The organism is Arenimonas sp. (assembly GCF_041919775.1).
In the GTDB taxonomy this organism is placed as follows: domain Bacteria; phylum Pseudomonadota; class Gammaproteobacteria; order Xanthomonadales; family Xanthomonadaceae; genus Arenimonas.
The window spans coordinates 22,273-45,224 of sequence record NZ_JAYRTE010000016.1 but is presented as its reverse complement, the minus strand read 5'-3'; the positions used below and the strand labels follow the sequence as shown (position 1 = coordinate 45,224).

The 22,952-nt window shown below is 67.3% G+C and carries 19 protein-coding genes and 1 tRNA gene; all 20 read left to right on the top strand.

Translation table 11 applies throughout. From position 1 onward, the window contains the following. Positions 1-9: 9 nt before the first annotated feature. The 20 genes from ACE3TE_RS09920 (at position 10) to pnp (ending at position 22,950) form a co-directional block, all read left to right on the top strand. Positions 10-732: an NADH-quinone oxidoreductase subunit C gene (locus ACE3TE_RS09920; RefSeq protein WP_374604513.1), complete on the top strand. Its 723-nt coding sequence runs from the start codon at positions 10-12 to the stop codon at positions 730-732. A 6-nt stretch (positions 733-738) separates the two neighbouring features. Further along, positions 739-1,995, top strand: coding sequence for an NADH-quinone oxidoreductase subunit D (locus tag ACE3TE_RS09915; protein ID WP_374604511.1), 1,257 nt, complete (start codon positions 739-741; stop codon positions 1,993-1,995). A gap of 14 nt (positions 1,996-2,009) precedes the next feature. Then, on the top strand, positions 2,010-2,537 hold the full coding sequence (nuoE, locus tag ACE3TE_RS09910) for an NADH-quinone oxidoreductase subunit NuoE (RefSeq protein WP_374604509.1): 528 nt from the start codon (positions 2,010-2,012) through the stop codon (positions 2,535-2,537). Between the two features lie 9 nt (positions 2,538-2,546). Next, a complete protein-coding gene (nuoF, locus tag ACE3TE_RS09905; protein ID WP_374604507.1) occupies positions 2,547-3,914 on the top strand; it encodes an NADH-quinone oxidoreductase subunit NuoF in 1,368 nt (455 codons plus the stop codon). After that, entirely contained in the window at positions 3,911-6,217 is a 2,307-nt protein-coding gene (gene nuoG, locus ACE3TE_RS09900; RefSeq protein ID WP_374604505.1) for an NADH-quinone oxidoreductase subunit NuoG, read from the top strand. The genes nuoF and nuoG overlap by 4 nt, the downstream gene beginning before the upstream one ends. Before the next feature lie 14 nt (positions 6,218-6,231). Then, on the top strand, positions 6,232-7,278 hold the full coding sequence (gene nuoH, locus ACE3TE_RS09895; RefSeq protein ID WP_374604542.1) for an NADH-quinone oxidoreductase subunit NuoH: 1,047 nt from the start codon (positions 6,232-6,234) through the stop codon (positions 7,276-7,278). 7 nt (positions 7,279-7,285) lie between these two features. Then, positions 7,286-7,774: an NADH-quinone oxidoreductase subunit NuoI gene (gene nuoI / locus ACE3TE_RS09890; RefSeq protein ID WP_374604504.1), complete on the top strand. Its 489-nt coding sequence runs from the start codon at positions 7,286-7,288 to the stop codon at positions 7,772-7,774. Positions 7,775-7,796: 22 nt separating this feature from the next. Further along, a complete protein-coding gene (locus ACE3TE_RS09885; RefSeq protein ID WP_374604502.1) occupies positions 7,797-8,414 on the top strand; it encodes an NADH-quinone oxidoreductase subunit J in 618 nt (205 codons plus the stop codon). Beyond that, complete coding sequence (gene nuoK, locus ACE3TE_RS09880) at positions 8,411-8,716, top strand: NADH-quinone oxidoreductase subunit NuoK (protein ID WP_374604500.1); 306 nt, start codon at positions 8,411-8,413, stop codon at positions 8,714-8,716. Before ACE3TE_RS09885 ends, nuoK begins: the two co-directional genes overlap by 4 nt. Before the next feature lie 7 nt (positions 8,717-8,723). Beyond that, positions 8,724-10,850 carry an NADH-quinone oxidoreductase subunit L gene (gene nuoL, locus ACE3TE_RS09875; RefSeq protein WP_374604498.1) on the top strand — a complete coding sequence of 709 codons (2,127 nt, stop codon included), beginning with the start codon at positions 8,724-8,726 and terminating at the stop codon, positions 10,848-10,850. A 19-nt stretch (positions 10,851-10,869) separates the two neighbouring features. Beyond that, positions 10,870-12,405: an NADH-quinone oxidoreductase subunit M gene (locus ACE3TE_RS09870; RefSeq protein ID WP_374604497.1), complete on the top strand. Its 1,536-nt coding sequence runs from the start codon at positions 10,870-10,872 to the stop codon at positions 12,403-12,405. A 10-nt stretch (positions 12,406-12,415) separates the two neighbouring features. Further along, positions 12,416-13,864, top strand: a complete 1,449-nt coding sequence (gene nuoN, locus ACE3TE_RS09865; protein WP_374604495.1) for an NADH-quinone oxidoreductase subunit NuoN — start codon at positions 12,416-12,418, stop codon at positions 13,862-13,864. A 74-nt stretch (positions 13,865-13,938) separates the two neighbouring features. Then, positions 13,939-14,015, top strand: a tRNA-Met gene (locus tag ACE3TE_RS09860). A gap of 167 nt (positions 14,016-14,182) precedes the next feature. Then, the gene (gene rimP, locus ACE3TE_RS09855) at positions 14,183-14,728 is read left to right on the top strand and encodes a ribosome maturation factor RimP (protein WP_374604493.1); all 546 of its coding nucleotides are present in this window, start codon (positions 14,183-14,185) and stop codon (positions 14,726-14,728) included. A gap of 32 nt (positions 14,729-14,760) precedes the next feature. Next, positions 14,761-16,248: a transcription termination factor NusA gene (nusA, locus tag ACE3TE_RS09850; RefSeq protein ID WP_374604491.1), complete on the top strand. Its 1,488-nt coding sequence runs from the start codon at positions 14,761-14,763 to the stop codon at positions 16,246-16,248. 75 nt (positions 16,249-16,323) lie between these two features. Then, on the top strand, positions 16,324-18,969 hold the full coding sequence (gene infB / locus ACE3TE_RS09845; RefSeq protein ID WP_374604489.1) for a translation initiation factor IF-2: 2,646 nt from the start codon (positions 16,324-16,326) through the stop codon (positions 18,967-18,969). 14 nt (positions 18,970-18,983) lie between these two features. Continuing rightward, complete coding sequence (rbfA, locus tag ACE3TE_RS09840) at positions 18,984-19,346, top strand: 30S ribosome-binding factor RbfA (protein ID WP_374604488.1); 363 nt, start codon at positions 18,984-18,986, stop codon at positions 19,344-19,346. Positions 19,347-19,356: 10 nt separating this feature from the next. Next, complete coding sequence (gene truB / locus ACE3TE_RS09835) at positions 19,357-20,277, top strand: tRNA pseudouridine(55) synthase TruB (RefSeq protein WP_374604487.1); 921 nt, start codon at positions 19,357-19,359, stop codon at positions 20,275-20,277. 179 nt (positions 20,278-20,456) lie between these two features. After that, positions 20,457-20,717 (top strand): 30S ribosomal protein S15, encoded by a 261-nt coding sequence (gene rpsO / locus ACE3TE_RS09830; RefSeq protein WP_374604485.1) that lies wholly within the window; start codon positions 20,457-20,459, stop codon positions 20,715-20,717. Positions 20,718-20,853: 136 nt separating this feature from the next. Continuing rightward, entirely contained in the window at positions 20,854-22,950 is a 2,097-nt protein-coding gene (pnp, locus tag ACE3TE_RS09825) for a polyribonucleotide nucleotidyltransferase (RefSeq protein ID WP_374604483.1), read from the top strand. Positions 22,951-22,952: the final 2 nt, after the last annotated feature.

Sequence of the window (22,952 nt, the reverse complement as noted above, 5' to 3'; positions counted from 1 at the left end):
GCCGACGCCATGGTCGAACCGACGACGAGCTTCACCGAGCGCCTCAAGGCGCGCCTGCAGGACAAGCTGGTGTCCGTGCACGAGGCGCTGGGCGAAACCACGGTCGAAATCACCCCCGAGGGCTGGGACGCGGCCGCGCGCATCCTGCGCGACGATCCCGAACTGGGCTTCGAGCAGCTGATCGACCTGTGCGGCGTCGACTACCTCGGCTACGGCGACGACGAGTGGGACACCGACGACGTGTCCTCGGAAGGTTTCTCGCGCGGCGTCGAAGGCGCCGCCGGCCCGGGCCGCTTCGACTGGGAACACCGCCCGCGCGGCAACGGCCCCGAGCGCCGCTTCGCGGTGGTCGTGCACCTGCAGTCGGTGCGCCACAACCGCCGCCTGCGCATGCGCTGCTTTGCCGCCGACAACAGCCTGCCGGTCGTGCCCTCGCTGGTCGAGGTCTGGCCGGTCGCGAACTGGTTCGAGCGTGAGTGTTTCGACCTGTTCGGCATCATCTTCGAAGGCCACCCGGACCTGCGCCGCATCCTCACCGACTACGGCTTCGTCGGCCATCCGTTCCGCAAGGACTTCCCGCTGATCGGCAACGTCGAGGTCCGCTACGACGCCGAACGCAAGCGCGTGGTCTACGAACCCGTTTCGATCGAGCCGCGCGTCGGCGTGCCGCGCGTGGTGCGCGAAGACTCGCGCTGGCAGCAAGCCGCCTCCGAGCAGCCGAGCAAGGACTGACCGGCCATGACCCAGGAAATCCGCAACTACACCCTCAACTTCGGTCCCCAGCACCCGGCCGCGCACGGCGTGCTGCGCCTGGTGCTGGAGATGGACGGCGAGGTCGTGCAGCGCGCCGACCCGCACGTGGGCCTGCTGCACCGAGGCACCGAAAAACTGGCCGAGTCCAAGCCCTACAACCAGTCCATCGGTTACATGGACCGGCTCGACTACGTCTCGATGATGTGCAACGAGCACGCCTACGTGCGCGCCATCGAGAAGCTGATGGGCGTCGAGGTGCCGATGCGTGCGGAATACATCCGCACCATGTTCGACGAGATCACCCGCATCCTGAACCACCTGATGTGGGTTGGCTCCAACGGCCTCGACCTGGGCGCGATGGCGGTGTTCCTGTACGCCTTCCGCGAACGCGAAGAGCTGATGGACTGCTACGAGGCGGTCTCCGGCGCGCGCATGCACGCCACGTATTACCGCCCGGGCGGCGTCGCCCGCGACCTGCCCGACGCGATGCCCAAGTACCGGGAATCGCCGTGGCGCAAGGGCAGCGAGCTCAAGCGCGTCAACGAGTGGCGCGAAGGCTCGATGCTCGACTTCCTCGACGCCTTCACCGACGACTTCCCGCGCCGGGTCGACGAGTACGAAACCCTGCTCACCGACAACCGCATCTGGAAGCAGCGCACCGTCGGCATCGGCGTGGTGCCGGTCGAGAAGGCCCTGGCCTGGGGCATGACCGGTCCGATGCTGCGTGGCTCCGGCCTGGCCTGGGACCTGCGCAAGAAGCAGCCCTACGCCGCCTACGACAAGGTCGATTTCGACATCCCGGTGGGCGTGCAGGGTGACTGCTACGACCGCTACCTCGTGCGCATGGAAGAAATGCGCCAGTCCAACCGCATCATCAAGCAGTGCGTCCAGTGGCTGCGGGCCAACCCGGGCCCGGTGATGGTGCGCAACTTCAAGGTCGCGCCGCCGCGCCGCGCCGAGATGAAGGACGACATGGAAGCGCTGATCCACCACTTCAAGCTGTTCACGGAAGGTTATTCCGTGCCGGCCGGCGAAGCCTATGCCGCGGTGGAAGCCCCCAAGGGCGAGTTCGGCGCCTACATCGTCTCCGACGGCGCCAACAAGCCTTTCCGCCTGAAGCTGCGCGCGCCGGGTTTCGCCCATCTCTCGTCCATGGACGCGATCGTGCGCGGCCACATGCTGCCCGACGTGGTCGCCATGATCGGCACCTACGACGTCGTGTTCGGCGAGATCGATCGCTAAGGACTGCCAGACCGATGAAAGCCACCGGAAATTTCGCCGCCTGCCAGGACGTCGACCCCATGGTCGCGCTGTCCGACGCCACGCGCGCGCACATCGACCACTGGGTCGCCAAGTTCCCGCCCGACCGCAAGCGTTCGGCCGTGATCCAGGGCCTGATGGCCACCCAGGAACAGAACGGCGGCTGGCTCAGCGACGAACTGATCGCCGCCACCGCCAAGTACCTCGGCATCCCGCCGGTGTGGGCCTACGAGGTCGCGAGTTTTTATTCGATGTTCGACCTGCAGCCGGTCGGCCGGCACAAGGTCGCCATCTGCACCAACATCAGCTGCTGGCTCAACGGCGCGGAGGACATCGTGCGCCACTGCGAAGGCAAGCTCGGCATCCGGCACGGCGAATCCACCCCGGACGGCCGGATCTTCCTCAAGGTCGAGGAAGAGTGCCTGGCGGCCTGCGCCGGCGCGCCGATGATGGTGGTCGATGGCCATTACCACGAGAAGCTGACCACCGAGCAGGTGGACAAGCTGCTCGACGGACTGGAGTGATCTAGGAACATGGCGCACGATTCCCGCTATTCCGAAGCCACCGGCCCCGTGGGCCCGGCCCCGCAGGAGCACAACGTCGTCTACACGACGCTGCACTTCGACAAGCCCTGGTCCTACGAGAACTACCTCAAGACCGGCGGTTATTCCGCCTGGCGCAAGATCCTCGCGGAGAAGATGGACCCGGCGGCCGTCATCGAGATGGTCAAGCAGTCGGGCCTGCGCGGCCGCGGCGGCGCCGGCTTCCCGACCGGCCTGAAGTGGAGCTTCATGCCGCGCCAGGCGCCCGGCCAGAAGTACATCCTGTGCAACTCGGACGAATCCGAGCCGGGCACCTGCAAGGACCGCGACATCCTGCGCTACAACCCGCACTCGGTGATCGAGGGCATGGCGATCGCCTGCTACGCCACCGGCTGCACGGTCGGCTACAACTACCTGCGCGGCGAATTCCACCACGAGCCCTTCGAACATTTCGAAGAGGCGCTGAAGGAAGCCTACGCCAACGGCTGGCTGGGCAAGGACATCCAGGGCTCGGGCGTGGACGTGGACATCCATGCCGCGCTCGGCGCAGGCGCCTACATCTGCGGCGAAGAGACCGCGATGATGGAATCGCTCGAGGGCAAGAAGGGCCAGCCGCGCTACAAGCCGCCGTTCCCGGCCAACTTCGGCCTGTTCGGCAAGCCGACCACGATCAACAACACCGAAACCTACGCGTCCGTGCCGGCGATCATGCGCAACGGCGCCGAGTGGTTCCTCAATCTGGGCAAGCCCAACAACGGCGGCCCGAAGGTGTTCTCGGTGTCGGGCCACGTCAACAACCCGGGCAACTTCGAGATCCGCCTGGGCACGCCTTTCAGCGAACTGCTGGAAATGGCCGGTGGCGTGAAGGGTGGCCGCAAGCTCAAGGCGGTCATCCCGGGCGGCAGCTCGATGCCGGTGCTGCCGGCGGACATCATGATGGGCTGCACGATGGACTACGACTCGATCCAGAAGGCCGGTTCCGGCCTGGGTTCGGGCGCCGTCATCGTGATGGACGAAACCACCTGCATGGTCCGCGCCTGCCAGCGCATCGCGCGCTTCTACTACGCCGAATCCTGCGGCCAGTGCACGCCCTGCCGCGAAGGCACCGGCTGGATGTACCGCATGCTCACCCGCATCGCGGAAGGCAAGGCGGTGCTTGAAGACCTGCAGATGCTCAAGGCCGCCGCCGGCCAGATCGAAGGTCACACCATCTGTGCCTTCGGCGAAGCCGCCGCCTGGCCGGTGCAGGGCTTCCTGCGCCACTACTGGCACGAGTTCGAGTACGCGATCGTCAACAAGCGTTTCTACGTCGACGACCTGGCCAAGGGCCAGCTCGCCACCACGGAGCAGGCCGCATGAGCGCCCAGCCGAGCAACACCACCGCGCCGGACCTGGTGAACATCGAGATCGACGGCAAGCCGATGCAGGCGCCGAAGGGCTCGATGATCATCCACGCCGCCGACAAGGCCGGCGTCGCGATCCCGCGCTTCTGCTACCACGAGAAGCTGCCGATCGCCGCCAACTGCCGCATGTGCCTGGTGGACGTCGAGAAGATGCCCAAGCCGGCACCGGCCTGCGCCACGCCGGTGATGGAAGGCATGAAGGTCACCACCCAGACCAAGCGCGCGCTCGACGCGCAGCGCAACGTCATGGAGTTCCTGCTGATCAACCACCCGCTGGACTGCCCGATCTGCGACCAGGGCGGCGAGTGCGAGCTGCAGGACCTGGCCATGGGCTATGGCCGCTCGGTGTCGCGTTTCGTCGAGCGCAAGCGCGTGGTGCCGGACGAGGACATGGGTTCGCTGGTCGCCACCGACATGACCCGCTGCATCCAGTGCACCCGCTGCATCCGCTTCACCGCGGACGTCGCCGGCACCTTCGAGCTGGGCGGCATGTACCGCGGCGAGCGCCTGCAGATCGGCACCTACGACGGCAAGCCGCTGATGACCGAACTCTCGGGCAACGTCATCGACGTGTGCCCGGTCGGCGCGCTGACCAACAAGGTCTTCCGCTTCCGCGCCCGCGCCTGGGAGCTGATCGCGCGTGAATCCGTGGGTTACCACGACGCGCTGGGTTCCAACCTGTTCCTGCACACCCGCCGCGGCGAAGTGCTGCGCACCGTGCCGCGCGACAACGAGGCGGTGAACGAGTGCTGGCTGTCTGACCGCGACCGCTATTCGCACGAAGGCCTGTATTCGGCCGACCGGGCCACCCGGCCGCTGCTGCGCGAAGGCGATGCCTGGCGCGAGGCGTCCTGGGAAGAAGCTCTGGCCGTCGCGGCCAAGCTGCTCAGGGAAGCCGGCGATTCGCTCGGCGTGCTCGCCCACCCGGCGACGACCAACGAAGAGGGCGCCCAGCTGGCGACCCTCGCGAAGGGCCTGGGCACGGCAAACCTCGACCACCGCCTGAAGGCGCTGGACTTCGCCGACGCGGCCTTCGCCGAACCCTTCCAGCTACCGGCGGCCGAGCTCGAGCTCGCCGACACCGTGCTGCTGGTCGGCTGCAACCTGCGCCACGAGCTGCCGCTGCTGCACCAGCGCCTGCACAAGGCCGGCAAGCGCGGCGCGAAGGTGTTCTGCATCAACCCGGTGGACTTCGAGTTCACCTTCCCGGTGTCGGGCAAGCGCATCGTCGCGCCGTCCCAGCTGCCGGGTGCGTTGGCGGCGGTGGCCAAGGCCGCCGGTGCCACGCTGCCGTCGGGCATCGAAGCCGCCGACCACGACGCGGCCCAGGCCATGGCCGAAGCGCTGGCCAAGGGCGGCAAGGCGGTCATCGTGCTCGGCGAAATGGCCGAGAACCACGCCCAGGCCTCCTGGCTGCGCGCCGCCGCGCGCGCCCTGGCCTCGGCCACCGGTGCCAGCCTCAACCGCATCCCGCAGGGCGCCAATGCCATCGGCCTGGCCCGTCACGGCCTGCGGCCGGGGCAGGGCGGTCGCGACGCCGGCGCCATGCTGGCCCAGCCGCTGCCGGCCTACCTGCTGTATGGCGTCGAGCCGCAGTACGACTTTGCGCACGGCGCCCAGGCGCTCAAGGCGCTGGCCGGTGCCAGGATCGTGGCCTTCTCGGCCTACGCCAGCGACGACCTCAAGCGCCTCGCCCAGGTGATCCTGCCGATCGGCCTGCTGCCCGAGCTTGACGGCACCCTGAGCAACCTCGACGGCACCGACCAGCTCGTGCTCGCCGGCGGCAAGCTGCCCGGCGAAGCCCGTCCGGGCTGGCGCGTGCTGCGCGCGCTGGGTGGCCAGCTCGGCCTGTCCGGCTTCGACTACACCGACCTTGCGGGCCTGCGCGCCGGCCTGTCTGCGCAGGCGCCGGCCGCCGGTGAAGGCCTGGCCCCGGCCGCTGCCGCCGGTGCCGATGCCGGCCTCGAGCGCATCACCAGCACGCCGATCTACCGCGGCGACGCGGTGCTGCGCCGCGCGGGCGCGCTCAACGCGCATCCGCTGACGCTGGGCGCACGCGTGGTCCTGAATCCGGAAGACGCGCTGGCGCGCGGCCTGTCCGACGGCGCCATGGCCAAGCTCGGCGATGGCCACGGCAATGCCGCGCTTCCGGTGCAGGTGAGCAAGCGGGTCGCCCGCGGCGCCGCCTGGATCGAATCCGACTACGAGGCCACGGCGCCGATCGCGCCCGCGGCGCGGCTGTCCGTGGTGGGGGCCTGAGCATGTTTGATCCGATGCGCGAGTTCTTCCTGTCCTTCGGTGACCTGGGCCTGGTGCTCTGGACCCTGATCAAGATCCTGGCGATCACGCTGCCGGTGGTCGTGGGCGTGGCCTTCTACACGCTGGCCGAGCGCAAGGTGATCGGCTGGATGCACGTGCGCCACGGGCCGCAGTTCATCGGCGGCGTGCTGGGCATCGGCGTGATCCAGGCCTTCGCCGACGTGTTCAAGATGCTGTTCAAGGAGCTGGTCGTCCCGACCAATGCCAGCGGCTTCTTGTACCGGCTGGCGCCGCTGCTGGCGCTGGCCCCGGCGCTGGCGGCCTGGGCGGTGATCCCCTTCGACGACGGCGTGGTGCTGGCCAACGTCAACGCCGGCCTGCTGGTGCTGCTGGCGCTCACCTCGATGGGCGTCTACGGCATCATCATCGGCGGCTGGGCCTCGAACTCGAAGTACGCGGTGCTGGGCGCGCTGCGCTCGGCCGCGCAGGTCATCAGCTACGAGATCGCGATGGGCTTCGCCCTGGTCGGCGTGCTGGTCGCGGCGGGCACGATGAACCTCAGCGAGATCGTCATGGCCCAGTCGGGCAATGCCGGCCTGCTCGAGTGGTTCTGGCTGCCGCTGTTCCCGCTGTTCATCATCTACTTCATCTCCGGCGTGGCCGAAACCAACCGCGCGCCCTTCGACGTCGCCGAGGGCGAGTCGGAAATCGTCGCCGGCTTCCACGTCGAATACTCGGGCTCGGCCTTCGCCATCTTCTTCCTGGCCGAATACGCCAACATGATGCTGGTGGCCTTCCTGACCGCCGTGCTGTTCCTGGGCGGCTGGCTGTCGCCGTTCCCGGCGTCCTGGGGTTTCCTGGGCGAGCCGGGCTGGTGGTGGCTGATCCTGAAGTTCCTGTTCTTCGCCTTCAGCTTCCTGTGGTTCCGTGCCACCTTCCCGCGCTATCGCTACGACCAGATCATGCGCCTGGGCTGGAAGGTGTTCATTCCCATCACGATCTTCTGGATCTTCGTGACGGCCATCATGGCCTACAACGAATGGTTCACGCTGGGCGCCTGAGGAAGCCATGACCCGCATCGCCAACTACCTCAAGAGCCTCATGTTGCTGGAGCTTCTGGCCGGCATGAAGCTGACCCTGGGCTACATGTTCAAGCCCAAGTACACGCTCAACTACCCGTTCGAGAAGACGCCGCAGTCGGTGCGCTTCCGCGGCCTGCACGCGCTGCGCCGCTACCCGAACGGGGAAGAGCGCTGCATCGCCTGCAAGCTGTGCGAGGCCGTGTGCCCGGCGCTGGCGATCACCATCGACTCCGAGCGCCGCGCCGACGGCTCGCGCCGCACCACGCGCTACGACATCGACCTGTTCAAGTGCATCTACTGCGGTTTCTGCGAGGAAAGCTGCCCGGTCGATTCGATCGTCGAAACCCACGTGCACGAGTACCACTTCGAGAAGCGCGGCGAGAACATCGTCAGCAAGGCCCAGCTGCTGGCCCTGGGCGACCGCCTCGAGGACGAGATCGCCGAACGTCGCGCCGCCGACGCGGCCTTCCGCTGAGGGCAGGGGACAAAGGACAGACATGACTTACGAACTCGCCGCCTTCTTCACCTTCGCCACGGTCGCCGTGCTGGCCGCGTTGGGCGTCATCCTGGCCCGCAACCCGGTGCACGCGGTGCTCAGCCTGGTGCTGACCTTCTTCTCCGTCGCCTGCCTGTGGCTGCTGCTGCAGGCCGAGTTCCTCGGCGTCGTGCTGGTGCTGGTCTACATCGGCGCGGTGATGGTGCTGTTCCTGTTCGTGGTGATGATGCTCGACATCAACACCACGCCGATGCGCGAGGGTTTCGTGCGCTACCTGCCGCTGACCGGCGCGGTGGTGGTGGTGATGGCCGCCGAGATGGTGATGCTGATCGGCCTGCAGCGCTTCGACGTGGGCCTGTCGGCCACCGACCCGGCGGTCGCGGCAGGCAAGACCAATATCCAGTGGATCGGCGAAACGCTGTTCAGCAAGTACATCCTGCCGTTTGAAACCGCCGCCGTGATCCTCACCGTCGCGCTGGTGATCGCGGTGATGCTGACCCTGCGCCGCCGCCCGGGCACCAAGCACCAGGATCCGGCCCGCCAGGTCGCCGTGCGCCGCGAGGACCGCGTGCGCCTGGTCAAGGTGGCGTCCGAACCCCGCCAGGAGGGCAACCCGTGATCAGCCTCGGCCATTACCTCGCGCTCGCCGCGGTGCTGTTCTGCATCTCGGTGGCCGGCATCTTCATCAACCGCAAGAACGTCATCGTGCTGCTGATGTGCATCGAGCTGATGCTGCTGGCCGTGAACATCAACTTCGTGGCCTTCTCGCGCTTCCTGGGCCACGTCGACGGCCAGATCTTCGTGTTCTTCATCCTGACCGTGGCGGCTTCCGAGGCCGCCATCGGCCTGGCCATCCTGGTGACGCTGTTCCGCAACCGGCGGACCATCAATGTCGCCGAACTCGATTCGCTGAAGGGTTGATCGCGCGATGATTTCAATGAACATCCTGCTGGTCATCGCGCTCGCGCCGCTGCTCGGCTCCGCCATCGCCGGCCTGTTCGGCAAGCAGGTGGGCCGCGCCGGCGCGCACTGGGTCACCATCCTGGGCGTCGCGGTCAGCTGCGCGCTGTCGGTGCACGTGCTGTGGCAGTTCGTGGGCCTGGAGGCGGCGCCGTTCAACCAGAACGTCTACACCTTCTTCGAGGTCGGCGGCTATTCGGCCCACGTCGGCTTCATGGTCGACACGCTCACCGCGATGATGATGGTGGTGGTCACCTTCGTGTCGCTGCTGGTGCACATCTACACCATCGGCTACATGGAAGAGGACCCGGGCTACCAGCGCTTCTTCAGCTACATCTCGCTGTTCACCTTCAGCATGCTGATGCTGGTGATGAGCAACAACTTCCTGCAGCTGTTCTTCGGCTGGGAAGCGGTGGGCCTGGTGTCCTACCTGCTGATCGGCTTCTGGTACAAGCGCCCGACCGCCATCTTCGCCAACCTCAAGGCCTTCCTGGTCAACCGCGTCGGCGACTTCGGCTTCCTGCTCGGCATCGCCGGCGTGCTGGCCTGGGTCGGCACGCTCGACTACGCGACCGTGTTCGCGCATGCCTACAACAGCGAGCTGCAGGGCACCTTCACCCTGTGGTCGGGCAAGATCGGCATGGGCGGCTGGAGCATGGACGTGCTGTCCGGCCCGGTCGATGTCGAGATCATGACCTTCATCTGCATCTGCCTGTTCATCGGCGCGATGGGCAAGTCGGCGCAGGTGCCGCTGCACGTCTGGCTGCCTGACTCGATGGAAGGCCCGACCCCGATCTCGGCGCTGATCCACGCGGCGACCATGGTCACCGCCGGCATCTTCATGGTGGCGCGCATGTCGCCGCTGTTCGAGCAGAGTGAAACCGCGCTGGCCTTCGTGCTGTTCATCGGCGCCACCACGGCTTTCTTCACCGGCCTGATCGGCATCGTCCAGAACGACATCAAGCGCGTGGTCGCGTATTCCACGCTTTCCCAGCTCGGTTACATGACCGTTGCCCTGGGCGTGTCGGCCTACTCGGCCGCCGTGTTCCACCTGATGACGCACGCCTTCTTCAAGGCGCTGCTGTTCCTGGCGGCCGGCTCGGTGATCATCGGCATGCACCACGAGCAGGACATGCGCAAGATGGGCGGCCTGAAGAAGTACATGCCCATCACCTACTGGACCAGCCTGATCGGCACCCTGGCCCTGGTCGGCACGCCCTTCCTGTCGGGTTATTTCTCCAAGGACACCATCATCGTCGCCGCGCAGCAGGCGGCGGAGCAGGGCGGCTGGGTGCAGCAGTACGGCTATTACGCGGTGCTGCTGGGCGTGTTCGTCACCGCTTTCTACAGCTTCCGCCTGCTGTACCTGACCTTCCACGGCAAGGAGCGATTCCGCGAGGTGGCCCACCACGAGCCGCATGCGGAAGTGCACGCCGACGCGCACCACGACGAGAATGCCGACGCCCACCACGGCCACCATGGCCCGGTCGAGCCGCACGAGTCGCCGTGGGTGGTCACCGTGCCGCTGGTGCTGCTGGCGATCCCGTCCATTTTCATCGGCTTCTTCACGGTCGGTCCGATGCTGTTCGGCGACTTCTTCCGCGGCGCCATCGAGGTGATGCCGGCGCACGATACGGTTGCGCGGGCTGGTGAGCTGCTGTGGCACGACGAGTATGGCTGGTTCATGGCCGCGGTGAAGTTCGGCGCCCATGCGATCGAGTCGGTGGTGTTCTGGCTGGCCTTCGCCGGTTTCGGCCTGGCCACCTACATCTACCTGTTCAACCCGGCGCTGGCCGACCGCCTCGCGAAGCTGTTCGCGCCCGTCGTGCGCCTGCTCGAGAACAAGTACGGTTTCGACGACCTGTGGATCAAGGGCTTCGCCGGCGGCGGCATCAAGCTGGGCAAGTTCTCCTGGAAGCGCGGTGACGCCGGCCTGATCGACGGCCTGCTGGTGAACGGTTCGGCCACCCTGGTCGACCGGATCGCCGGCCTGGTGCGGCACGTGCAGACCGGTCGCCTCTACAACTACGCCTTCGCCATGATCATTGGCCTCATCGTCCTGCTGGCGGTGCTGGTCAAGATGACCGGCGCCTGAGACTGACAAGGAAGACCCGATGCAATCCTCCTGGCCCCTGCTGAGCGTCCTGGTCTGGCTGCCGATCCTCGGCGGCATCCTGACGCTGGCCTTCGGTGACGCCCGCCAGACCCAGGCCAAGTGGTTCGCGCTGCTGGTCGCGGTCGCCACCTTCGCGCTGAGCCTGTTCCTGTTCGCCGGCCACGACACCGGTTCGGCCGCGATGCGTTTCGTCGAAGACCGCACCTGGATCCCCAGCTTCGACATCCGCTACCACCTGGGCGTGGACGGCCTGTCGATCGCGCTGATCGCCCTGACCACGCTGACCACGGCACTGGTGCTGGTGGGTGCGTGGGGTTCGGTCGAGCGCCGGGGCCACCAGTATTTCGCCGCCTTCCTGATCCTCGAGGGCATGATGGTCGGCGTCTTCTGCGCGCTCGACGCCATCCTGTTCTACGTGTTCTTCGAGGCGATGCTGATCCCGATGTTCATCATCATCGGCGTCTGGGGCGGCCCGCGGCGCGTGTACGCGTCGATCAAGTTCTTCCTGTACACCTTCCTCGGCTCGGTGTTCATGCTGGTCGGCCTGGTGTACCTGTACATCGTCTCGGGCGAGCGCCTGGAGGGCGGCGCCAGCTTCCAGCTGGCCGACCTGTACCTGCTCAAGCTCACCGCGACCGAGCAGATGTGGCTGTTCTTCGCCTTCCTCGCCGCCTTCGCGGTGAAGGTGCCGATGTTCCCGGTGCACACCTGGTTGCCCGACGCCCACGTCGAGGCGCCCACCGGCGGCTCGGTCATCCTGGCGGCGATCATGCTCAAGATCGGCGGCTACGGCTTCCTGCGCTTCACGCTGCCGATCGTGCCGGACGCGGGGCAGGAGTGGGCCTGGCTGGTGATCGCGCTGTCGCTGGCGGCGGTGATCTACATCGGCCTGGTCGCGCTGGTGCAGGAGGACATGAAGAAGCTGATCGCGTATTCGTCGATCGCACACATGGGCTTCGTCACCCTCGGCACCTTCATCGCCTTCGCGCTGGTGCGCGAGCTGGGCAACACCGACGCCGCGCAGCTGGGCGTGCAGGGCGCGATGGTGCAGATGATCTCGCACGGCTTCATCTCCGGCGCGATGTTCTCCTGCGTCGGCGTGGTTTACGACCGCATGCACAGCCGCATGATCCGCGACTACGGCGGCGTGGTGAATACCATGCCCTGGTTCGCGGCCTTCTTCGTGTTCTTCGCGATGGCCAATGCCGGCCTGCCGGGCACCTCGGGTTTCGTCGGCGAGTTCATGGTCATCCTGGCCTCGTTCCAGTACAACCCGTGGGTCGCCTTCGGCGCCGGCTTCACGCTGATCCTGGGCGCGGCCTACACCCTGTGGATGGTCAAGCGCGTGGTCTTTGGCGACGTCGCCAACCACCACGTGGCCGAACTCACCGACATCAACGGCCGCGAGGTCCTGGTGCTGGGCGTGTTCGCCCTGGGCACCCTGGCGCTGGGTGTGTATCCCAAGCCGCTGACCGACCTCATGGAAGCACCGATCGCGCAGCTGCTGACCCAGCTCGCCGCCACCAAGCTGTAAGGAAGCCCCGATGGCCCTGCCGATGCCCACCCTTGCCGACCTCCAGCCCCTGGGGCCGGAGATCTTCGTCTGCGGCGCAGCCTTCGCCCTGCTGATGATCGACCTGTTCCTCTCGGACGCGCGTCGCGGCCTCACGCACTTCCTGGCGCTGTTCATCCTGGCCGCCGCCGCGGTCCTGACCGCGCGCGAGCTGGGCGCGGAAACCACCTGGGGCTTCGCCAACCTGTTCGTGCGCGACACCATCGGCGACGTGCTCAAGATCGCCATTTACCTGGTGGCCGCCGCGTCCTTTGTCTATGCCAAGCCCTACCTGCAGGACCGCGGCCTGTTCAAGGGCGAGTTCTACGTGCTGGGCCTGTTCTCGGTGCTGGGCATGATGCTGATGGTCTCGGCCGGCAGCATGCTGGTGCTGTACCTGGGCCTGGAACTGCTGGCGCTGAGCTCCTACGGCCTGGTCGCGATGGACCGTGACAACCCGCGCTGCTCGGAAGCGGCGATGAAGTATTTCGTGCTCGGCTCGCTGGCCTCGGGCCTGCTGCTGTACGGCATGTCCATGGTCTATGGCGCCACCGGCAGCCTGCAGCTGGGCGAGATCCACGCCGCCGCGGCCTCCACCGGCGACCGCACCCTGCTGCTGTTCGGCGTGGTCTTCATGCTGGTCGGCATCGCCTTCAAGTTCGGCGCCGCGCCCTTCCACATGTGGCTGCCCGACACCTACCACGGTGCGCCGACCGCGATCACGCTGTTTATCGGCTCGGCGCCGAAGCTGGCGGCCTTCGGCATGGCCTACCGCCTGCTCGAGGACGGCGTCGGCCCGCTCGACGCGCAGTGGCAGGACATGGTCGCCTGGCTGGCGGCGCTGTCGCTGGTGGTGGGCAACCTGGTCGCGCTGGTGCAGACCAACCTCAAGCGCATGCTGGCCTATTCGACCATTTCGCACGTCGGCTTCCTGTTCATGGGCCTGGCCCACGGCGGCCCGCTCGGCCACGGCGCGGCGATGTTCTACGCGATTGCCTACGCGCTGATGTCGGCGGCGGCCTTCGGCGCCATCATCCTGCTTTCGCGCAAGGGCCACGAGGCGGAGGAGATCGCCGACTTCCGCGGCCTGTGGTCGCGCAATCCGTTCCAGGCCCTGCTGGTGATGTTCATCATGGCCTCGCTGGCCGGCGTGCCGCCGTTCCTGGGCTTCTGGGCCAAGCTTGAGGTCCTGCTGGCTGCGCTGGACGCCGGCCTGCTGTGGCTGGCCGTGGTCGGCGTGGTGTGCGCGGTGATCGGCGCCTTCTACTACCTGCGGGTGATGAAGGCGATGTTCTTCGACGAACCCGAAGGCGAGGGCCCGAAGGTTCATCCGGACAGCCACCTGCGCGTGCTGTTCGCGGTCAACGCGATCGCGCTGCTGGCGCTGGGACTTTTCGCCGACAGCATCCTGCATTGGGTCGGCCTGGCGTTCCCGGCCTGAGTGCCGGCTGAGCATCAATCTCACGCCGGGCTTGCGCCGCGAAAGCCAAGCCCCCTATAATGCGCGCTCACTGCTGCGGGGTGGAGCAGTCTGGCAGCTCGTCGGGCTCATAACCCGAAGGTCGCAGGTTCAAATCCTGCCCCCGCTACCAGTTTCTGGCTTTGGTTTCCGAAAGGAATTCATCGCACAGGCTTTTTCCCCGGGTTGGCTGCCAGCCGATCCCGGGGAAGCCGGAACCTGGATGTACCGGAAAAGGGCCTCACGGCCCTTTTTTGTTTTCGAAATTTGACAAACGCGAATGAGGCGCGGGACCGACGAATGACCGGAAAGGCGACCGAAATCAGCAATCTGCTTGCGCCCACCGTCGAAGGACTGGGCCTGGAGCTGCTGGGCGTGGAATTCGCCCCGACCGGCAACAGCGCGCTGCTGCGCCTGTACATCGACGTCGCCGACGCCAGCCGCCACGTCGCCATCGAGGACTGCGAGGCGGTCAGCCGCGAAGTGGCGGCCGTGCTTGACGTCGAGGATCCGATCAGCTCGCAGTACACGCTGGAGGTGTCCTCGCCCGGCATCGACCGCCCGCTTTTCACGCCGGCCCAGTTCGCGCGCTTCACCGGCGAGCAGGCCAAGCTGAACCTGCGGCTGCCGGTCGACGGCCGCCGACGCTTCCAGGCGCGCATCGTGCGCGTGGAAGGCGACACCATCGTGCTGTCCTTCGACGGCCGCGAGATGCAGGTCGCGCACGAGAACATCGAAAAGGCGCGCCTGGTCCCCGACCTCGTCGCCCTGGGCCTTGCGGCCCAGCCCAAACCCACCGGTCCGCGCGGCAAGCGCAAGGCCGGCGATGAATCCGATAACCCCTGAGGCGTCCGACGCCTTTCACGGAGCTGGAAGAGATGAGCAAGGAACTGTTGCTGGTGATGGAAGCGGTGGCCAATGAAAAGGGCGTGCCGCGCGGCGTGATCATCGAGGCCATGGAGGCCGCGCTGGCCTCGGCCGCGAAGAAGCGCTACCACGAGCAGGACGTCGCCATGCGTGTCGCCATCAATCCGGCCGACGGCAGCTACGAAACCTTCCGCCGCTGGGAAGTCGTGGCCGACGACGTGGTGATGGAATCGCCGGACCGCCAGATCCGCCTGATGGACGCCGTCGACGAGAAGGAAGGCGCCGAAGTCGGCGACTACGTCGAGGAGCAGGTCGAGAACGCCGAGTTCGGCCGCATCGCCGCCCAGGCCGCCAAGCAGGTGATCGTGCAGCGCGTGCGCGAAGCCGAGCGCGCCCAGGTGGTCGACGCCTGGAAGGACCGCATCGGCGAGCTGATCAACGGCATCGTCAAGCGCGTTGAGCGCGGCAATGTCTATGTCGACCTGGGCGGCAACGCCGAGGCCCTGATTCCGAAGGACAAGGCCATCCCGCGCGACGTGCTGCGCCCGGGCGACCGCGTGCGCGGCTACCTGCTGGACGTGCGTTCGGAAGCCCGCGGCCCGCAGCTGTTCATCAGCCGCACCGCGCCGGAATTCATGATCGAGCTGTTCAAGCTCGAGGTGCCGGAAGTCGGCCAGGGCCTGGTCGAGATCAAGGCCGCGGCCCGTGACCCGGGCGACCGCGCCAAGATCGCCGTGCTCGCCCACGACCACCGCACCGATCCCATCGGCGCCTGCATCGGCATGCGCGGTTCGCGCGTGCAGGCCGTCAGCAACGAGCTCAACGGCGAGCGCATCGACATCGTGCTGTGGTCGGACAACCCGGCGCAGTTCGTGATCAACGCGATGGCGCCGGCCGAAGTGCAGTCGATCATCGTCGACGAGGAAAAGCGCTCGATGGACCTGGCCGTGGCCGAGGACAAGCTGGCCCAGGCGATCGGCAAGGGCGGCCAGAACGTCCGCCTGGCGAGCCGCCTGACCGGCTGGCAGCTCAACGTGATGACCCAGGACCAGGTGACCGCCAAGTCCGAGTCCGAACAGGCGGCCGCGCGCCAGCTGTTCATGGACAAGCTGGAAGTCGACGAGGAAATCGCCGGCATCCTGGTCACCGAGGGCTTCAGCACGGTCGAGGAAATCGCCTACGTGCCGGCCGCCGAGCTGCTGGCCGTCGAGGGCTTCGACGAGGACATCGTCGAGGAACTGCGCGCCCGCGCCCGCGATGCCCTGCTCACCGAGGCCCTGCTGGTCGAAGAGGACATCGAGGAACACAAGCCGGCCGACGACCTGCTGTCGCTCGAGGGCATGGACGAGGCCACTGCCTACGCCCTGGCCGCGCGCGGCGTGGCCACCCGCGACGACCTGGCCGAGCTGGCCACGGACGAGATCACCGACATCGAGGACATGGACGAGGAGCGTGCCGGCAAGCTGATCATGGCCGCCCGCGCGCACTGGTTCGAATAAGACCGCTCCGCCCCGCCTGACCCGAGAGTCACCATTGCGCGCCCCGCGCGCAGGAAACGAAGGAATCGCCACCACATGTCTGAAGTCACCGTTGGTTCGCTGGCCAAAGTGCTGGGAATGCCCGTCGAGAAGCTGCTTGAGCAGCTGGCCGGCGCAGGCATGTCCTTCAGCGGGCCGGATCAGGTGGTCAGCAGCACCGAGAAGATGAAGCTGCTTGGCTTCCTGCGCCGCACGCACGGCAAGGACGACAAGCCGGCCGAAGGCGCCGCGCCGCGCAAGATCACGCTGCAGCGACGCAAGCAGGAAGAGCTGACCGTCAGCGCCGGCAAGTCCAAGTCCACCGTCACCGTCGAGGTCCGCCAGAAGCGCACCTACGTCAAGCGTGACGAAGTGGAGGCGGTGCCGGCCACCGACGAGCGCACCGAAGCCCTGCGCAAGCTCGAGGAGTCCAAGGCGCGCAACGAGGCCGAACTGGCCGCGATCGCCGAATCCGACCGCAAGCGCCAGCTCGAGCGCGAGGCCGACGAGGCCGCGCGTCGCAACGAGGAGGCGGCCCGCGCCGCCGCCGCGGAAGCCGCCAAGGCCAAGCCCGCCAGCGAGGAACCGGCGGCCCCGGCCGCGCCGGAAGTCGCGCCGCTGGCGCCCGGCGCCATCGTCATCCACGAGCGCAAGCCGCGCCCGAAGCCGGCTCCGCCGCCGCCGCCGAGCCCCAAGGCCGCCGCGCCCGCGGGCAAGGCCGCCGGCAAGCACAAGACCGTGCGCGGTTCGCACGCGATGGTCGACAACGAAGGCGACGGTGGCCAGGCCACGCGCTTCGCCGCCGGCCAGCTGCACCTTTCCGAATCCGAGCGCGCCCGCCGCGGCGCCGCCGGCAACCGCAAGAAGTCCCGCGCCCGTGGTCCCGAGCCTTCGCGCAGCGGCGGCGGCCAGCACGGCTTCTCCCGCCCGACCGCGCCGATCGTGCGCGAGGTCTTCATCGGTGATTCGATCGCCGTGACCGACCTTGCCCAGAAGCTGGCGATGAAGGGCGGCGAAGTGGTGCGCGCGCTGTTCAAGATGGGCGTGATGGCCACCATCAACCAGGTGCTCGACCACGACACCGCGGTGCTGGTCGTCGAGGAACTGGGCCACCGCGCCAGCAAGTCCGAGGAAGACAACGCCGAGACCACGCTGGTCGCGGCGCTGCAGGAAGAAGTGCAGGGCGAGAAGAAGCCGCGTCCGCCGGTGGTCACCATCATGGGCCACGTCGACCACGGCAAGACCTCGCTGCTCGACTACATCCGCCGCACCAAGGTGGCCACCGGCGAAGCCGGCGGCATCACCCAGCACATCGGCGCCTACCACGTGGAAACCGACAAGGGCGTCATCAGCTTCCTCGACACCCCGGGCCACTCGGCGTTCACCTCGATGCGCGCCCGCGGCGCCAAGCTCACCGACATCGTCGTGCTGGTCGTGGCTGCCGACGACGGCGTGATGCCGCAGACCGTGGAGGCCGTGCAGCATGCCCGCGCCGCCAACGTGCCGCTGCTGATCGCGGTCAACAAGATCGACAAGCCGGAAGCCAACCCGGACAACGTCAAGCAGGGCCTGGTCAAGCTGGAAGTCGTGCCCGAGGAATGGGGCGGCGACGTGCAGTTCGTCAACGTCTCGGCCAAGACCGGCGAAGGCGTCGACGCGCTGCTCGAGGCGATCTCGCTGCAGGCCGAGGTGATGGAGCTGCAGGCCGTGTACGACGCCCGCGCTACCGGCGTGGTCATCGAATCGGCGCTGGACAAGGGCCGCGGCCCGGTCGCGACGGTGCTGGTGCAGCAGGGCACCCTGAAGAAGGGCGACTACCTGGTCTGCGGCACGCACTACGGCCGCGTCCGCGCGCTGTTCGACGAAGCCGGCAAGCAGGTCGATTCGGCGCAGCCGTCGATCCCGGTGCAGGTGCTGGGCCTGTCGGGCGTGCCCGACGCCGGCGACGACTTCGTGGTCGTGGCCGACGAGCGCCTGGCCAAGGAAGTCGCCCAGGAACGCGACGCCAAGCGCCGCGAGTCGCGCCTGGTCGCCGCCGCCGGCAGCCGCATGGAAGACATCATGGCCCAGATGGGCCAGGACAACGGCCAGGTCACTCTGAACCTGCTGGTGAAGGCCGACGTGCAGGGTTCGGTGGAGGCGCTGCGCCAGGCCCTGGTGGCGCTGTCGAACGAGATGATCAAGATCAACGTGATCAGCTCGGGCGTCGGCGGCATCACCGAGTCCGACGCCACGCTGGCCGCGACCTCGAAGGCCGTGATCATCGGCTTCAACGTCCGCGCCGACGCCAGCGCCCGCAAGGTCATCGAGACCAACGGCCTGGACCTGCGCTACTTCTCGATCATCTACGACGTCATCGACCAGGTGAAGCAGGTCGCGTCCGGCCTGCTGGGCATGGAGATCCGCGAGGAAATCATCGGCATCGCCGAGGTCCGCGACGTGTTCCGCAGCTCGAAGTTCGGCGCCGTCGCCGGTTCGCTGGTCATCGAGGGCGTGGTCAAGAAGAGCAAGCCGATCCGCGTGCTGCGCGACAGCGTCGTGGTCTTCGAAGGCGAGCTCGAGTCCCTGCGCCGCTTCAAGGACAACGTCGAAGAGGTCAAGTCGGGCACCGAGTGCGGCATCGCGGTGAAGGCCTACAACGACGTCAAGCCGGGTGACCAGATCGAGTGCTTCGAACGCATCGAGGTGCAGCGCACCCTGTAAGGGAGGCACGGACCATGGCGACCAAGAGCTTCCATCGTACCGACCGGGTGTCGGCGCAGCTGCGCCGCGACCTGGGCCAGATCGTGCACCAGGCGGTGCGCGAACACGGCCTGCCGTCGGTGTCGGTATCCGACGTCGAGGTGACGCGCGACCTGGCCCACGCCAAGGTCTTCGTCACCGCGCTGCTGGCCGAGCAGGGCCCCACCGCGGTGTCGGCCCTCAAGGAGCTGGCGCCCGAGCTGCGCCATCGCCTGGCGCAGGCGGTGCGCATGCGCCACGTGCCCGAGCTGCATTTCCACTACGACGATTCGGTGGACAAGGGCGAGCGCATCGAACAGCTGCTGCGCGAGAACCCCGTCCCGCCCGCCGAAGACTGACGGCCCGCCGATGGGTCGCACGATTTTCCGGCCGCTCGACGGCCTGCTGCTGCTCGACAAGCCGGCCGGCCTGAGTTCCAACCAAGCCCTGCAGCGGGCCCGCCTGCTGTTCCGCGCCGAGAAGGGCGGCCACACCGGCGCGCTCGACCCGCTGGCCACCGGCCTGCTGCCCCTGTGCTTCGGCGAAGCGACCAAGATCGCCGGCCTGCTGCTGGGCGGCCGCAAGGCCTACGAAGCCGGAGTTGAACTGGGGCGCACCACCGACACCGACGACGCCGACGGCGAAGTGCTGCGCGAACGACCGGTGCCCGCGCTCGAGCGCGCGCAGGTCGAAGCCGCGCTGCGGCCCCTGACCGGCCGGATCCGCCAGCGCCCGCCGATCTATTCGGCCCTCAAGCAGGGCGGGGAGCCGCTGTACGTGAAGGCCCGGCGCGGCGAAACCATCGAGGTGCCCGAGCGCGAGGTCGACGTGGAGTCGATCACGCTGCTCGAACTCGACGGCGCGCGCCTGCGCCTGGCCGTGACCTGCGGCTCCGGCACCTACATCCGCAGCCTGGCCCGCGACCTGGGCGAGGCCCTTGGCTGCGGCGCCCACGTGACCGCGCTGCGGCGCACCTGGGTCGAACCCTTCCTGCAGCCGCGCATGTTCACGATCGACGAACTCGAGGCCACGGCGGGCGAGGGCGGCGACGCGGCGCTGGACGCCCTGCTGCTGCCGGTCGAGGCCGGCCTGGTGCACTTCGAGGCCGTGCCCCTCGATGCGGACCAGGCCCGGCGCCTCGGTCATGGCCAGCCGGTCGCCGTCGCAGGCGAGCCTGCGACAAACCTGAACCTGGTCGGCCCGGACGGCCGGTCGCTGGGCCTGGGCCGGCGCGATGATCAGGGCCAGCTCTGGCCGAAACGCCTGTTCCGCTGGGCCAGCGCCTGCTGAAACCAGCGCCGGACCCCGTCCCCGGGACCGCCTTCACAAAATCCGCCTTGTCCGGCAAGCCCTTGTCCGTTAAACTTTTGCGGCTTTTTCACCAAGCAATTCCCCCAACCGGCGGGCCATCGCGGTGCGTCGCCCAGAGCGGCGTTCCTGCAGGCTGCGCATCACCAAAGAGAAAACAAATGTCCATTGATTCCGCCAAGGTCATCGAAGAGTTCAAGCGCACCCCGAACGACACCGGTTCGCCGGAAGTCCAGGTCGCGCTGCTCTCCGCCCGCATCGACATGCTCACCGACCACTTCAAGGCCCACAAGCAGGACCACCACTCCCGCCGCGGCCTGCTCAAGATGGTCAACCAGCGCCGCAGCCTGCTCGGCTACCTCAAGAAGAAGGACGTCGCGCGCTACCAGACGCTGATCGAGCGCTTGGGCCTGCGCCGCTAAAACAGCAAGATCCCACACGGCGCAGAAATGCGCCGTGTGCATTTTCGGGGAACGGAACATCCGGGAACGGAAATGCGACAACCGCGGGGCAGGGTGCCCCGTGGGGATGAATCCAGAGACAAAGGAAGCGATAAACGTGGCGAAAGTAACCAAGACGTTCCAGTACGGTCAGCACGAAGTCACCCTCGAGACGGGCGAAGTCGCCCGCCAGGCGGGTGGTTCGGTCATCGTCAAGTTCGGCGACACGGTCGTGCTGGTGACGGCGGTTGGCAACAAGAACCAGCGCGAGGGCATGGATTTCTTCCCCCTCACCGTCGACTACATCGAGAAGTTCTACGCCGGCGGCCGCATCCCGGGTGGTTTCTTCAAGCGCGAAGGCCGCCAGACCGAGCGCGAGACCCTGGTCTCCCGCCTGATCGACCGTCCGATCCGCCCGCTGTTCCCGGAACACTTCCGCAACGAAGTGCAGGTCATCGCCACCGTGATGTCGATGAACCCGGAAGTGCACGGCGACATCCCGGCCCTGATCGGTGCGTCCGCCGCGCTGGCCCTGTCGGGCATCCCGTTCGCCGGCCCGATCGGCGCCGCCAAGGTCGGTTACGCCGACGGCAAGTACCTGCTGAACCCGACCATTTCCGAGCTCAAGACCTCGGACCTGGAACTGGTGGTCGCCGGTACCGCCAACGCCGTGCTGATGGTCGAGTCCGAAGCCAAGGAACTCAGCGAAGACGTGATGCTGGGCGCCGTGATGTTCGGCCACCAGCAGATGCAGGTCGCGATCAACGCCATCAACGAGCTGGTCGCCGAAGTGGGCGTCAAGCACTGGGACTGGAAAGCCCCGGAAAAGGCGCAGGCCCCGGTCGACGCCATCAAGGCCGCCATCGGCAACCGCCTCGAGGCCGCCTTCCAGGTGCGCGACAAGCTCGAGCGCAAGGAAGCCATCTCGGCGCTGAAGAAGGAAGTGCTCGAGTCGCTCAAGCCGCAGGCCGAGGCCAATGGCTGGAACATGGCCGACCTGGCCAAGGAATTCGGCGAGTTCGAATACAGCACCATGCGTGAGTCCGTGCTCAGGACCAAGGTCCGCATCGACGGCCGCGCGCTCGACACCGTTCGCCCGATCTCGGTGCGCACCGGCGTGCTGCCGCGCACCCACGGTTCGGCGCTGTTCACCCGCGGCGAGACCCAGGCCATCGTGGTCGCCACCCTCGGCACCGCCCGCGACGGCCAGATCATCGACGCCGTCGAAGGCGAGTCCAAGGACCACTTCCTGTTCCACTACAACTTCCCGCCGTACTCGGTCGGTGAAGCCGGCCGCATGATGGGCCCGAAGCGTCGCGAGATCGGCCACGGCCGCCTTGCCCGCCGCGGCGTCCAGGCCGTGATGCCGACCATGGAATCGTTTCCGTACACCATCCGCGTGGTGTCCGAGATCACCGAATCCAACGGCTCCTCGTCGATGGCCTCGGTCTGCGGTTCCTCGCTGGCCCTGATGGACGCCGGCGTGCCGATCAAGGCGCCGGTGGCCGGTATCGCCATGGGCCTGGTCAAGGAAGGCAGCGACTACGTCGTGCTGTCGGACATCCTGGGTGACGAAGACCACCTCGGCGACATGGACTTCAAGGTGGCGGGTACCGAAGGCGGCATCTCGGCGCTGCAGATGGACATCAAGATCGACGGCATCACCGAAGAGATCATGAAGGTCGCGCTGGGCCAGGCCAAGGCCGGCCGCCTGCACATCCTGGGCGAGATGAACAAGGCCATCAACGCGCCGCGTTCGGAGCTGTCCGAGTACGCGCCGCGCCTGCTGACCATCAAGATCCACCCGGACAAGATCCGCGAAGTGATCGGCAAGGGTGGCGCCACCATCCAGGGCATCACCAAGGAAACCGGCACCCAGATCGACATCCAGGACGACGGCACCATCGTCATCGCCTCGGTCAACGCCGCCGCCGCCCAGGCCGCGAAGGCGCGCATCGAGCAGATCACCTCGGACGTCGAGCCGGGCCGCATCTACGAAGGCAAGGTCGCCAAGATCATGGACTTCGGTGCGTTTGTCACCATTGCCCCGGGCAAGGACGGCCTGGTGCACGTGTCGCAGATCTCCAACGAGCGCGTCGAGAAGGTTTCCGACAAGCTCAAGGAAGGCGACCTGGTCAAGGTCAAGGTGCTGGAAGTGGACAAGCAGGGCCGCATCCGCCTGTCCATCAAGGCCATCGAGGAAGGCGAAGGCTAAGC